The organism is Amycolatopsis acididurans (assembly GCF_012328925.1).
Taxonomy (GTDB): domain Bacteria; phylum Actinomycetota; class Actinomycetes; order Mycobacteriales; family Pseudonocardiaceae; genus Amycolatopsis_E; species Amycolatopsis_E acididurans.
Map to the genome: position 1 here is coordinate 452,861 of NZ_JAAXLS010000002.1, position 13,042 is coordinate 465,902.

Consider the following 13,042-nt stretch of genomic DNA (forward strand, 5'->3'; position numbering starts at 1 on the left):
ACGGAGCACGACCCGTGGACAGCATTCGCATCTCCGCGACCGCCAACGGTCTGAACTACCTGCCCGAATACCTCGCCGACGCGACCGGCCTGTTCCAAGACGCGGGCCTGTCGGTGACCGCCCGTGCCTGCGATCCGTGGACAGGCGTGCTGGACGATCTGGCCTCCGGGGAGGCCGACCTCGCACTCGGCGGACTCTGGGTTCCGGGCATGTACGCGGGCAGCAGCCGCGCCCTGACGGTCGTCTGCCAGCTCAACCACCAGGCGCCCAAGGCCATCGTGCACCGTGGCGCACCCGAGAACTTCACGTTCGCCGATCTCGCCGGCAAGGTCGTCCTCGCCCCCGGCATCGGCGGCAGCGCTCCCTATGCCGTCACCGCGGGTCTGATCCGGGAGGCGGGGGCCGACCCGGACAGCATGACCTTCGTCCGGGACCTGTCGACACCGATGCTGGTCGAGCTGTTCGGCGCCGGGCTCGGCGACGCGATCATCCTTGACCTCGTCACCGCACTCGAACTGGAGGCCACCGGTCAGGGGCGGATCGTGTTCCGCAACCTCGACCAGGGCGGGCTCATGCCCAACAGCGTCTACTACTGCCGCACCGACCGCGTCGAGGCGCTGCGGGAGCCGTTCACTCGCTTCGTCGCCTGCATCGACGCAGCGATGAAACGCCTTACCACGGCACCGGCCGAGACGATCGACGAGATCCTGACGACCCGCTGGCCGGGCAAGGATCTCGCAATCCTGCGCGAAGCCACCCGCCAGATGGCCGCGAGCTCGGTCTGGGACACGGTCGCGATCGACCCCGCGGCCAGCGACCGCTGGATGCGGATGCTCGCCGAAAGCGCGATGCTCACCCGCATCCCGGCCTACGACGAACTGGCTGACGACAGCTTCATGAAGGCCTACCGGTGACCGCTGTCCCGCCGGACGACGCCCTTGGCGGGCTCGTCGACCTCGGCGACCTGATCGACGCCGTCCGGACCGCGCACAGCGACTTGGCTCTCGGGCGGGCCGAGCAGCCGGTGCCGGCCATCAGTGGCACGGACGCGGGCACCATCGTGCTGCCGATGGTGGCCACGTCCCACCGCCTCGGGCTGACCGTGGTCAAGGTCCTCACCGACGCGCCAGGCAACCGGGAGGGCGACGGTCCCGTCCAGCAATCCACCGTGGTGGTACTCGACTCCCGCACGGGCGCCCGCCTGGCCGTCATGAACGGCGGGACCTGCACCAGGATGCGGACAGCCGCGGCCAGCGGCGTCGCCACGGATGCCTTGGCTCGTCACGATTCCCGGGTTCTCGGGCTCGTCGGTGCCGGACCGCTCGCCGTCGAGCACGCGGCCGCCGTCCGCCGGGTACGCCCGATCGACACGGTCGTCGTCTGGTCCCGCTCGGCGTCACGGGTCACCGCGTTCCGCGATGCGCTGCGACAGCGCGAACGTGCCGACGGCGTCCCGGCACTCGAGGTGATCGCCGCCCCGGGGCCACGTCAGGTGGTCGAGGCCGCCGACGTGCTCTGCACCCTGACCCCGTCCCGTTCCCCCGTCGTCGAGGGCGCGTGGTTCCGGCCGGGCCAGCACGTCAACGCCGTCGGCGCGCCACCCCGGCCCGACCACCGCGAAATCGATTCCCACGGCATGGCGCGAGCAAGCGTGTTCGTCGACAGTGCCGACATCCAGCTCCAGAAATCGGGAGAAGTCCTGCTGTCGCTGAAAGACGGGGCGACCACCGAGGACGACTTCCGGTGCGAACTCGGCGCGGTGCTGGCAGGCCTCGTGCCGGGCAGGGCCGGGCTCGAGCAGATCACCCTGTTCAACTCGGTCGGCATCGCGCTGCAGGACCTCGCTTTCGCCGCACTCGCCCTGAAGAGGACATCATGGACCACACCGAACGCCTGACAACAGAACCCGCAGCGCCGGGCGGTGCGCTCGCCGCGGCATTGGACCGGATCGGCTTCACCCGTGCCCACGTGGGCATCATCGCGCTCGTACTGGCCGGCATGTTCTTCGACGCCCTCGAACAGGACGTCACCGGCGCCATCGGCGAGGGGCTCAAGGCCAGTTTCGGCCTGGACACAGGCGGCCTCGCCCTGCTCAACACCGTCACAACGGTCGGCGGCCTCGTCGGCAGGCTGATCACCGGCTATGTCGCCGACCGCAAAGGACGGCGATTCGCGCTGAGCCTGAACCTGTTGCTGTACACGCTGGGCGGCCTCGTGAGCGCCGTCGCGCCCAACGTGGAGATCCTCAACCTGAGCCGGTTTCTCGTCGGCGTCGGTCTCGGCGGCGAGTTCACCGTCGGTCTGGCCCTCATCGCCGAGATGGTCGCGACCCGCTACCGCGGCACCGTCGCGGCATCCCTCAACATCGGTTCCGGCGGGGTGGGCAACTTCGTCGCCTTCGGACTGTTCCTCGTGGTTCTCGGGCCACTCAACACGTTTCTCGGCGGTACGTCGCTCAGCTGGCGCTGGCTGTTCGTCCTGCTGGCCGTGCCCGCGCTGCTCGTGGTCCTCTTCCGGCGCTACCTACCCGAGTCACCCCGGTTCCTGCTCGCCCAGGGCCGGGTGGACGAGGCCAACCGCACGCTCACCGTCCTCGCCACCGGCCGGCTCCGGCAAGTGTCCGCCCGATCCGAGGTGAGCCGCTACCTCTCGGCCGCCGACATCCCGGCCACGGCGGGGCGGCAGGTACCGCTGTCCGAACTGGCCACCAGGGTGTCGCTCAGGCGGACCGCGTCCATCGGGCTCGCGTCGTGGATGTCGTTCGGCGCACAGGTCACTCTGCTGGTGCTGATGCCCTCGATCCTGGTCGCAGAGGGGTACAGCGTGACCAACAGCCTCGCCTTCACCATGGTCATGAACGTCGGCAGTCTGCTCGGCGCCTGTGCATCCGCGTATCTCGCCGGACGAGCACCACGCAAGGCGGTCGTCCTCGTCGCCGCAGTGCTCGGCTGCCTCGCCGCTGTCGCGTTCGCGCTGCTCGCGCACGGGGTCGTCTTGATCTTGATCCTCGGCGCGATATTCCAGTTCTTCGCCCTGCTGCTCAATACGACCCTGGCCGCCTGGTCGCCGGAGCTCTACCCGACACGGGTGCGCGCGCTGGGCACTTCGCTCGTCAACGGCATCGGCAACGTCTCCGGCGCCGTCATGCCGCTGGTGGCGGTCGCCCTGTTCGCCGCCGCCGGTGTCGCGGGCATCTTCGTGATGCTCGCCGTCATGTACGTCGTGCTCGGTGTCTCGGCAGCCTTCGCGCCCGAGACCTACCGCCGCTCGCTGGAGGAGGTGAACAGCCAGGACCTCGCGGCCCCATGTCACTGATCGACCACCACCGTCCAGAAGCGAGGCTGACGTGAGGATCGCCGTCACCAACTGCAACACCACGCGGGCGATGACCGACGAGATCGCGGCCGGGGCCCGCGCCGCCGCCAGCCCCGGCACCGACATCCTCGCACTGACACCCACGTGGGGCCCGGACTCGGCCGAGGGCTGGCTGGACAGCTTCCTGTCCGCGACCGCAGTACTCGACCTGCTACGGACCTGTCCGGAACCGTTCGACGCGGTCGTACTCGCCGGTTTCGGCGAACACGGCCGCGAAGGCGCGCGTGAACTGCTCGACGTGCCCGTCGTCGACATCACCGAAGCAGCCGCGCACCTCGCCTGTCTGCTCGGCCGCCGCTATGGGATCGTGACCACTTTGGACAGAGGCCGTGGGCTCATCGAGGACAGCCTGCACACGGCGGGCGTCGCGCAGAACTGCGTCGCGGTCGCCGGTGCAGGCCTCGCGGTCTTGGAACTCGGCGACAAGGAACGCACCGCGGCCACCCTCATCGCCGCCGCCGAGGACGTCCGCGACCGCGGCGCGGAGGTGATCGTCCTCGGCTGCGCCGGAATGACCGGGCTGGACCGGCGCATCCAATCGGCCGTCGGCCTTCCGGTCGTGGACGGGGTGGCCGCCGCGGTGCGACTGGCCGAATCGCTGGTCGCACTCGGCCTCACCACCAGCCGCGCCGCGTTTCCCCCACCACTACCGAAAAACCGGCGCTGGCACCCCGCCGACGGCTCGGGACTCTGAGGCGAGCTACCGCACTCAGGCCTCGATCGTGGCCGTGTCGATGACGAAGCGGTACCGCACGTCGCTGTTCGAGACGCGCTCGTACGCTTCGTTCACCTGGCCCGCGGAGATCGTCTCGATCTCGGCTCCGATGCCGTGCTCGGCACAGAAGTCGAGCATCTCCTGGGTTTCGGCGATGCCGCCGATCATCGAACCGGCCAGCACCTTGTTACCGCCCAGGAGCGAGAAGGCGTTGTAGGCCAACGGCTCGCCGGGCGCGCCGACGTTGACCATCGCGCCGCCGACACGCAGCAGGCCCAGGTAGGAGTCCACGGGCAGCTTGGCGGACACGGTGTTGAGGATGAGATCGAAGCGGCCCCGCAGCGCCTCGAACGTGCTCTCGTCGCTGGTGGCGAAGTAGTCCTTCGCCCCCAGGCGGAGGCCATCCTCCTGCTTCTTCAGGCTCTGGCTGAGCACGGTGACCTCCGCTCCCATCGCGACAGCGAGCTTCACCGCCATGTGTCCGAGCCCGCCCAGGCCGATCACCGCGACCTTCTTGCCGGGGCCGGCACCCCACTTCCGCAGCGGCGAGTAGGTCGTGATGCCCGCGCACAGCAGCGGCGCGGCGACATCGAGGTCGATCCCCGCCGGAATCCGGCACACGAAGCCTTCCTTGACGACGATCTGACGGCTGTAGCCGCCATAGGTGTTCTCCCCGTCGAAACCGACCCCGTTGTAGGTCTGGACATTGCCCTTCACGCAGAACTGCTCGGTACCCGCCCGGCAGTACTCGCACTCACCACAGGAGTCGACCATGCAGCCGACGCCGACGCGGTCGCCGAGCCGGTATTTCGTCACCTCCGGGCCGGCCGCGGCGACGACGCCGGCGATCTCGTGGCCAGGCACCATCGGGAAGATGGCCTCGCCCCAGTCCTCCTGGGCCTGGTGGATGTCGCTGTGGCAGATACCGGCGTAGCGGATGTCGATCAGCACGTCGTCCGGCCGCAGGTCACGCCGTTCGATCGTCGTGGGCACCAGGGGCGCGCCCGGCGACGGAACGGCGATAGCGTGCGTGGTCGTGGTCATCAATCCTCCAGGAAACGACGTCGCAGGGCGTACTGTAAGAGCCCTCATACATAAGCTACGTAAGAGGTCTCTTACATATTTCCGCCGGGAGACGTGATCCACGCCATGGGCGACAAGTACCACCACGGCAACCTCCGCGACGAGCTCGTGCGGGTCTCCCTCGACCTGATCGCGGAGCGGGGTGTGGCCGGGTTCTCCGTCGCCGAGGTGGCACGGCGGGCCAAGGTCAGCCCCGGCGCGCCGTACCGGCACTTCCCCGAGCGCGAGAGCCTCCTCGCCGCCGTGGCGGCCACGGCGGCCCGCCAGCTCACCGAGCGCGTGCGGGCCGCGATCGACAGCGCGGCCGATCCGGCCGATGCCCTGGCCGCGGCCGCGGGCGCCTACACCGGCTACCTGATCGAGCGGCGCGCCGGCATGAACCTGATCTACGCCGACGGACTGCACGGCCCCGGGCACACCGAACTGGTCGAGAACACACGGGCCCTCACCGACCAGTTCCTCATGCTCTGCCTGCGCCTGTGCGACGAACCGCAGGACGGGCTGGAGCTGATGGAGCAGCTGTTCACGCAGGCGCACGGCTACGGCATGTTCTGGCTGGACGGCGTGTTCGTCAAACACGGCTACACACCCGGCCTGGTGGTCGCGAAGTCGGTGGCCGCCGCCCGCGTCATGATCGACGGTCACCGTCCCGGCTGAGCCTTCTCAATCGTGGTCGTGTCCGCCTGTGTGGGCATGCGGGTCGGCCATCGCCTGCCGGTACACGGTGTGCGCCCACACCTCCAGACCCAGCATGGCTTCGACATACGCCCTGGCCGCCGGGACGCCGTCACCGGCGTGAGCTTTCAGCGTCATGGCGTGCGCGTGGCGTTGTCCGGCCTGGCGCGCGATCGTCCCGCACAGCATCTCGACCAAATCGGCGACCGTCCCCGTCGCGAGGGCACGTTCCGCGGCCGGGATCGCCGGTCCGACGTCAAGTCCCGCCGGCTTGAGCCCGGTGAATCCGGCACCCTCACCGGCACGATGGACTCGAACCACGGTTTCGAAGAACCAACGATCGGCGACCTCGCGCGCCTCCGAACCAAGAGGCCGCACCTTCATGGCCCGGTCGAACGCCGCACGGACCTCGGCTTCGCTCTCCGCGCGCACATACGGCAGGACCAGCGCCACATCGTCGGCGTCCAGTGCCTGCCGGGCAGCCGACACCACCGGGCCGTCCCACGAATCACAGTGTGGAGGCATCTTCCCGCACCTCTTCTCGTCGCACTGTCTCGATGGTGCGGCGGGCGGCGCGCAGCGCGTCAGTGGCCTACGTCCCCGCCGGGCATGCCGAACGTCATGCCCGGCGCCGACAGATCAGTAGGTGGAAGGCGTCGCGGTTACCGACCCGGCGGTCCTCGAGCAGCGACAGACCTGCCTCGTCGAGCGCCGCGATGACCTCGGCCATGGGCCGGAGCCGGAACCGGTGCCGGGTGACGGGCATCTTCGCCATCGCCACCGGGTCGCCGACGCCGAGAACCACGCGCCCGGACGGGCGCACCACGCGGACGAGCTGACCGAACGCCGGGGCCAGGTCCTCGATGAAGTAGATCGTGTTCGTGCTGATCAGGGCGTCGAGTGAGTCGTCGGGCAAGGGCAGGGCGTCCATCGGCGCCTCGTGCAGCTCCAGGCGGCCCGCCGCGATGTCGGCGCGAAAGCGGCTCCGCGCCGCGTCGAGCATGGTCCGGGCGATTTCCACACCTACCACCCGGCCTTCTCTCCCGGCGCGTTCGAGCAGCAACGCGAGCCCGGCACCACCGCCGAACCCGATGTCGGCGAACGCGCCGCCGCCGGCGCCGTCCGTGGCGGCGGCCACGGCTGCGGTGATCACCGCCCGGTTGCCGCGGTTGAGCATGCGGCCCACCGCGCGTCCTGCGACGCCGTGTGGTCGGCCGAGCTGCACCGCGAGACGGGTCAGCAAGCCATCGGGAATGCGCACCGCACCACAAAACCACGCGCTACCGCCGGGCGCCATCAGGGCCGCGCTCCAATGGCGAATCCGAAGATAGCCGCACCGGGGGACGTTGTGCTCTTGGCCGCCGGCCGCCCGCTGGGCACCGTGGACGGCCTGGTACAGCTGGCAGGCGGGGCGGTGACGATGACAGGCGGTCGACCGACCGGGGCCGCGGCGGACAGCCCGGACTTCGCACCCGTCCGCGGACCCGGGGGTACGACGAGGCCGGCCGTGGTGCTGGTGGTCGAGGACGACGACAGCATCGCCGACCCCCTCGGTGATGGGCTGGCCTACGCCGGCTTTCAGGTCCGTCGCGTGCGAACGGGACGTGAGGCGCTGACCGAGCCGGAGGCCGACCTGGTCCTGCTGGATCTGGGATTGCCCGATGTGGACGGTGGCGAGGTGTGCCGGCGGTTGCGGTCCCGGTCGGCGGCGCCGATCATCGTGGTCACCGCCCGCGGGGACGAATTCGACCGGGTGCTGTTGCTGGAGATGGGCGCCGACGACTATGTGGTCAAACCGTTCGGCTTTCGTGAGCTGGTAGCGCGCATCAGGGCCGTGTTGCGCCGCTCCGCCCCGGCCGGGCAGCCGCCCACACTGACGATCGGCCCCTTGGTGATCGACCCGGCTGCCCGCCGCGTGCACTTGGCCGACCGCGAACTCGACCTGACGGCCAAGGAGTTCGATCTGCTGGCGTTCCTGGCCGGACAACCGGGCACGGTGCGCCGCCGCGAAGACATCATCGCCCAGGTGTGGGACGAGAACTGGTGGGGATCCACCAAGACGCTCGACGTGCATATCGCCGCGCTGCGCAAGAAACTCGGCGACGCCCGCTGGATCACCACGCTGCGCGGCGTCGGCTACCGGCTGAACGAGCCGGCATGACCCGCAGGCTCCTGCTGTCGTATCTGAGCATCACCGTCCTCGTGCTGGCGGTGCTGGTGCTGCCGCTCGGATTGACCTTCGCCAACCACGAAAGCGATGTGCTGCTGGCCGGGATCGAGCGCGACGCCCACGCGGTCGCCGCGCTGGTCGAGGACGACCTCGAAATGGGAAACCCGCCACGCATCGACGCGTTGCTGGCGCAATACCGGGCGGGCGGGGGCCGGATCGTCGTGGTGAACACCCGAGGTGCCGGCGTCGCGGACTCCGACGCCATCGGCGGAGCAGCGGAGGACTTCTCCACCCGCCCGGAAATCAGCGCCGCGCTCGAGGGCCGGCGGGCCGAGGGCATCCGCTGGTCGCAGACGCTCGGCCACAACCTGATGTACGTCGCGATCCCGGCCACCTCCGGCGGGGTGGTCCACGGCGCGGTGCGCATCAGTTACCCCACCACCGAACTGGACGCGCGCGTCCAACAGAACTGGCTGCGCCTGGGCGCGTTGTCGGCCACGGTGCTCGCCACGGTCACCGCGGTCGGGTTCGTGCTGGCGAGGGGTGTGACGCGGCCGGTGCGCGGCCTGCGCACTGTCGCCGGCCGGCTCAGCCAGGGCCAGTTGCAGGCCCGGGCCGACACCCGGGTCGGGGCGCCGGAGTTGCGCTCCCTGGCCACCACCGTCAACACGATGGCCGACCGGCTGCAGCACCTGATGGCTTCGCAACGCCTGTTCGTCGCCGACGCCTCCCACCAGCTGCGCACCCCCTTGACCGCACTGCGGCTGCGGCTGGAAACCCTCGACCCGTACCTGCCGGCCGACCAGCGCCCCAAACTGGACGCGGCGCTGCGGGAAACAGTGCGGCTCGGCCGGCTGGTCGACTCGTTGCTGGCGCTCGCCCGCGCCGACGCGGGCATCGAACCCGTCGCGGTGGATGCGGCCGAGGTGGCCGCCGACCGGGTCACCACCTGGCGCCCGGCCGCCACGCAACGCGATGTCCGGCTGGACCAGCACACCGAACCGTGCCCGCCCGTCCTGGTCGTTCCGGGATCGCTGGAACAGATTCTGGACAACCTGCTGTCCAACGCGATCGCCGCCACCCCGCCGGGCACCGCCGTGACCGTCCACATCGGACCAGCTGGGCGGGATGCGATCGAGGTGCGGGTCAGTGATCGCGGTCCAGGCTTGAGCCAGGAGCAACGCGAGCGCGCGTTCGAACCGTTCTGGCGCGCGCCCGATGCCCCGCCCGGCAGCGGTTTCGGCCTGGGATTGGCGATCGCGCGGCGGCTGGCCGAAGCCTCCGGCGGCTCGGTCCGCTTCACCGACGTTCCCGGCGAAACCGGCGTGCAAGCCGTGGTGCGGCTGCCGGCGCAGCCCGCGCACGCGCCGAAGGGCAGCCCGGCGCCGTCCTTTACCTCTGGCTAACCCCGTCCAGGCCTGCGACTGGCCGAGCCCCCCATAGCGTGGCAGCAAGCCCAGACAGCTCACCCTCCCCCGGGCTGTCCGGGCCCCCCACACACACGGACATGGAGGCCACCATGAAACGCAGGACGGCGATCCTGGCGGCCGCGGGTGTCAGCCTGGCGCTGGTCGGCGGGAGCTCGGCAGTCGCGTTCGGCACCGATCTGTTCGGCGCCCGCGCCGCCGGCGGCCCCGGCGCGCTCCCTCCGGTGGTCAACACACAGAGCACCGTCGGCACGTCGGGCTCGGCACAGCCTCAGCGGGACGAGCGCGCCGCTGAGGGCGGGCATCCCGAGAGCGGGCAAACTCCGCCGGGAGCTCTCCCGGGCCACTCCGAGGACGACTGACGCGATGAGCGGGCAGCCCCCTACCCCACCGCGTGCCGATGCCGGCGCATCACGATCCCGATCCACCGACCCCGCACGCGTGCTCGTGGCCGGGATCGCGGTCAGCGCCGCGATCACGCTGATGGCGGGCATGGCTGCGGCCGGCCGCTCAGCGCCCGCCACCACCCCAGAACTCGTCGCTCCCCAGACCGGCCTGTCGCTCGCCCCCTCCACCGCGCCACCGGCCACCACCAGCCGTGCGAGCTGAAGCCCGGTTCCCGGCGATGGGCAGCACCGCACACGTGCTCGTCCACGGACCCGGCGCGGGCGCGCTGGTGGACCTGGCCCGCGCACGGATCGCCGAGCTGGGGAGCCGGTGGAGCCGGTTCCGCGAAGACAGCGAGATCAGTCGCGTCAACGCGCAGGCGGGCACCCCCACCTTTGTCTCCGCCGACACACTCATCCTGATCGCGCGTGCGGTGGCCGGGTGGCGACGCACCGGCGGGCTGTTCGACCCGACCGTTCACGCGGCGATGCTCGCGCACGGCTACGACCGTGACTTCGCGCTCCTGCACTCCCGAGAAGCCTTACCGCGCCCGGAGGCCGCGCGTCACCAGCCCGCCCCGGGATGCACCGGCATCACGCTCGACCTCGCGGCATCCCGGGTGGTGATCCCGCCCCGCACCGCACTGGACCCGGGCGGGATCGGCAAGGGCCTGGCCGCCGACCTGGTCTCCGCGCAACTGCGGCAGCACGGCGCGACCGGCGTGCTGGTCAACATCGGCGGCGACGTGCGGGTGCGCGGACGGGCAGCCACCGGCGAGGGCTGGGTCGTCTCGGTCGCCGACCCCTTCTCCGCGGACGGGGAACTGCTGCGGCTCGGGCTACCGGCTGGTGCCGTCGCGACCAGCACCACCCTGCACCGCCGCTGGATGTCCGCGGGCCGGCCGGTCCACCACATCATGGACCCGCGATCAGGTCGTCCCTCGGCCGGCGATCTGGTGTCGGCCACCGTCGTCACACGCAGCGCCTGGTGGGCCGAGGTCCTCACCAAGGCCGTCCTGCTCGCCGGCACCACCACGATCGCACCACCTCCGGCCGAGGTCGCGGCGGTCACCGCCGGCGGGCGGCACCGTGTGACCGACCGACTGCGGCCGGCACTGCGATGAACCCGCAATTCTGGTGGTTCGCGGCACGGGCAGGCGGCCTCGTCGCGTGGGCGCTGCTGACCGCCACCGTGGTCTGGGGGTTGCTGCTGCGCACCCGCCTGCTGCCGCGCACGCCACCGCGATCCTTGTTGGGGCTGCACCGTTTTCTCGCCGGGCTCGCCGTCGCGTTCACCGCGCTGCACACACTCGGCCTGCTGCTGGACACCTACCTCCGGTTCGGCGTCGTCGACCTGCTCGTGCCCTTCGCCGCGTCGTGGCGTCCCGTGCCGGTGGCGTTCGGGGTGCTCGCGCTGTACCTGCTGATCGCCGTCACCGTGACGTCGGTGTTGATGCGCCGCCTCGGCCGGAAGTGGTGGCACCGGGTGCATCTGGCTGCTTACCTGCTGTTCTGGCTGGCCACCATGCACTTGCTGACCGCAGGCACGGACAGCCGCCAGCCCGCGCTGCGCCTGCTCGTCGCGGGTGCGATCGCCGCGGTCTTGTTCCTCACGCTGGTGCGGGTGTTCGCCCCCGGCGCCACACCGCCCCGCGCCCCGTCGGCGCCGGCCTTTCACCCACTACGCGTCCTGCAGGTCCGCCGGGAGACGCCCGCCGTGGTGTCGGTCCTGTTCGCCGTGCCACCGTGGCTGGCCACGGCCTACCGCCACCAACCGGGGCAACACGTCACGGTGCGGACCCGCGTCGACCGCGGCGTCGTCTGCCGCCCCTACTCGATCTGCACCGACAGCGACGAGACCGGCGTGCGGATCGCGGTCGGGCACATCCCCGGCGGCCGTCTGTCCACCTGGATACACACCCGGCTGCGTGTGGGCGACGTGCTCGACGTCATGACGCCGACCGGCGTGTTCACCACCGAACCGGACCCCAGCCGCAGCCGGCACGTTCTCGCGGTCGCCGCGGGCAGCGCCATCACCCCGGTGATCACCATCATCGGCGCCGTGCTGGCCCGCGAACCCCGCAGCCGCTGCACCCTGGTCTACGGCAACCGCACCACCGGCGACATCCTGTTCGCCGATCGCCTGGCCCGCCTCGAACACCAGTATCCCGGCAGGCTCCGGATCGTCCATCTGCTCAGCCGGGAGCATCCCGCCGCGCCGCTCCACCACGGACGCATCAGCGCCGACACCCTGTCGGCCCTGCTCCCGCCACCCGGGCCCGATCCCGTCGACGCGTACCTGTGCGGGCCGACCGCGATGACCGGCGAAATCCGGGAAGCCCTCCTGCGCCGGGGACTGCGCGACGATCGTGTCCACAGTGAACACTTCACCGCCCCGTCCGCGAAAGCGCCTCCCGAGACCACGACTCACGAGCACGGCCGGCACGTCACGATCGTCCACAACGGACTTTCCAGCACGGTCGTCGCACGGCCCGGCGACACCGTCCTCGACTCAGGCCTGCGCGCGGGACTGGACCTGCCGTATTCCTGCCGGGCCGGCGTGTGCGGAACCTGCCTGGCCGTCACGGCCGGCCCCGGGCCGCAGCCGATACTGACCTGCCAAACCCGCTCGTCGCCCGGGGCGACGGTCGACTTCGACGCCGCGCATCAGCGCCCGGCCGAGCGGTAGGGTTGCGCGATCTCGGTACGCCAGGTCGCGGGATCGGGTTGTTCGCCCGGGTCGCTGAAGTAGGTCTCCCACGGGTCGCCTGCCGGTTCACCACCTCGTGCCTGGATCCAGGAGGTGATGGCGGCGTAGGCCGGTGCCATCGCATCGTAGGGCCCGATGTGCACCGTGACCGCGATCGTCCCCGCCGGCAGCGCCGAAGGCCGCACCTCACCGGCGGGTGTGATCGCCGCGTCGACCGGGAAGCCCGCTTCGACCCGGAACCGGCCGCCGTCGAGCTGGTGGTAGCGCGCGAACGGCGGACCGGCCGGTGCGATGCCCTGCTCGCCCAGGGTTTGGGCGATGGCCGCGTAGGTCTTGCCCAGCCATGGCCCGATCTCCGGCACCGCCAACGTGGCCTCGACGGCCGCGGCGTGCTGCGCGGCCTGGGTTCGGTCGTGAATCACGTACTCCGGCATGGGCTCGGCCTCCCTGTGCGACAGCGCGACGGCGTGTCCGATCCGACCGCGCGACCGCACCCGCGAG

The 13,042-nt window shown here is 70.9% G+C and carries 15 protein-coding genes; 11 read left to right on the forward strand and 4 right to left on the reverse strand.

Translation table 11 applies throughout. From position 1 onward, the window contains the following. Positions 1-14: 14 nt before the first annotated feature. The 4 genes from HFP15_RS05605 to HFP15_RS05620 are packed head-to-tail and all read left to right on the forward strand — an operon-like array spanning position 15 to position 4,069. Positions 15-914 carry an ABC transporter substrate-binding protein gene (locus tag HFP15_RS05605; protein ID WP_168512119.1) on the forward strand — a complete coding sequence of 300 codons (900 nt, stop codon included), beginning with the start codon at positions 15-17 and terminating at the stop codon, positions 912-914. Further along, entirely contained in the window at positions 911-1,897 is a 987-nt protein-coding gene (locus HFP15_RS05610; RefSeq protein WP_168512121.1) for an ornithine cyclodeaminase family protein, read from the forward strand. The genes HFP15_RS05605 and HFP15_RS05610 overlap by 4 nt, the downstream gene beginning before the upstream one ends. Further along, positions 1,876-3,315 (forward strand): MFS transporter, encoded by a 1,440-nt coding sequence (locus HFP15_RS05615; protein ID WP_210716732.1) that lies wholly within the window; start codon positions 1,876-1,878, stop codon positions 3,313-3,315. Before HFP15_RS05610 ends, HFP15_RS05615 begins: the two co-directional genes overlap by 22 nt. A 31-nt stretch (positions 3,316-3,346) precedes the next feature. Continuing rightward, positions 3,347-4,069, forward strand: coding sequence for an aspartate/glutamate racemase family protein (locus tag HFP15_RS05620; protein ID WP_168512123.1), 723 nt, complete (start codon positions 3,347-3,349; stop codon positions 4,067-4,069). Between the two features lie 15 nt (positions 4,070-4,084). On the opposite strand, the gene HFP15_RS05625 is transcribed toward HFP15_RS05620, so the two are convergent. Beyond that, a complete protein-coding gene (locus HFP15_RS05625; protein WP_168512125.1) occupies positions 4,085-5,134 on the reverse strand; it encodes an NAD(P)-dependent alcohol dehydrogenase in 1,050 nt (349 codons plus the stop codon). 93 nt (positions 5,135-5,227) lie between these two features. Between HFP15_RS05625 and HFP15_RS05630 the strand changes: the two genes are divergently transcribed. Next, entirely contained in the window at positions 5,228-5,830 is a 603-nt protein-coding gene (locus HFP15_RS05630) for a TetR/AcrR family transcriptional regulator (RefSeq protein ID WP_168512127.1), read from the forward strand. Positions 5,831-5,836: 6 nt separating this feature from the next. On the opposite strand, the gene HFP15_RS05635 is transcribed toward HFP15_RS05630, so the two are convergent. Both HFP15_RS05635 and HFP15_RS05640 read right to left on the reverse strand, forming a co-directional pair. Beyond that, positions 5,837-6,373, reverse strand: a complete 537-nt coding sequence (locus HFP15_RS05635; RefSeq protein WP_168512129.1) for a DUF6448 family protein — start codon at positions 6,371-6,373, stop codon at positions 5,837-5,839. 94 nt (positions 6,374-6,467) lie between these two features. Beyond that, positions 6,468-7,109, reverse strand: a complete 642-nt coding sequence (locus HFP15_RS05640) for a class I SAM-dependent methyltransferase (protein ID WP_312871476.1) — start codon at positions 7,107-7,109, stop codon at positions 6,468-6,470. Between the two features lie 93 nt (positions 7,110-7,202). Here HFP15_RS05640 and HFP15_RS05645 point away from each other — a divergent pair, with 93 nt between their 5' ends. The 6 genes from HFP15_RS05645 to HFP15_RS05670 all read left to right on the forward strand — a co-directional run bounded on the left by HFP15_RS05645 (position 7,203) and on the right by HFP15_RS05670 (position 12,520). Then, the gene (locus HFP15_RS05645) at positions 7,203-8,009 is read left to right on the forward strand and encodes a response regulator transcription factor (RefSeq protein ID WP_246271388.1); all 807 of its coding nucleotides are present in this window, start codon (positions 7,203-7,205) and stop codon (positions 8,007-8,009) included. Further along, positions 8,006-9,424, forward strand: coding sequence for a sensor histidine kinase (locus HFP15_RS05650; protein WP_168512133.1), 1,419 nt, complete (start codon positions 8,006-8,008; stop codon positions 9,422-9,424). The genes HFP15_RS05645 and HFP15_RS05650 overlap by 4 nt, the downstream gene beginning before the upstream one ends. A gap of 113 nt (positions 9,425-9,537) precedes the next feature. Continuing rightward, entirely contained in the window at positions 9,538-9,807 is a 270-nt protein-coding gene (locus HFP15_RS05655; RefSeq protein WP_168512135.1) for a hypothetical protein, read from the forward strand. A 4-nt stretch (positions 9,808-9,811) separates the two neighbouring features. Next, a complete protein-coding gene (locus tag HFP15_RS05660; RefSeq protein ID WP_168512137.1) occupies positions 9,812-10,054 on the forward strand; it encodes a hypothetical protein in 243 nt (80 codons plus the stop codon). A 16-nt stretch (positions 10,055-10,070) separates the two neighbouring features. After that, positions 10,071-10,955 (forward strand): FAD:protein FMN transferase, encoded by an 885-nt coding sequence (locus tag HFP15_RS05665; RefSeq protein WP_168512140.1) that lies wholly within the window; start codon positions 10,071-10,073, stop codon positions 10,953-10,955. Continuing rightward, positions 10,952-12,520 (forward strand): 2Fe-2S iron-sulfur cluster-binding protein, encoded by a 1,569-nt coding sequence (locus tag HFP15_RS05670; protein ID WP_168512142.1) that lies wholly within the window; start codon positions 10,952-10,954, stop codon positions 12,518-12,520. Before HFP15_RS05665 ends, HFP15_RS05670 begins: the two co-directional genes overlap by 4 nt. Here the strand turns inward: HFP15_RS05670 and HFP15_RS05675 are convergent. After that, the gene (locus tag HFP15_RS05675) at positions 12,499-12,975 is read right to left on the reverse strand and encodes a GyrI-like domain-containing protein (protein ID WP_168512144.1); all 477 of its coding nucleotides are present in this window, start codon (positions 12,973-12,975) and stop codon (positions 12,499-12,501) included. The genes HFP15_RS05670 and HFP15_RS05675 overlap by 22 nt on opposite strands. Positions 12,976-13,042: the final 67 nt, after the last annotated feature.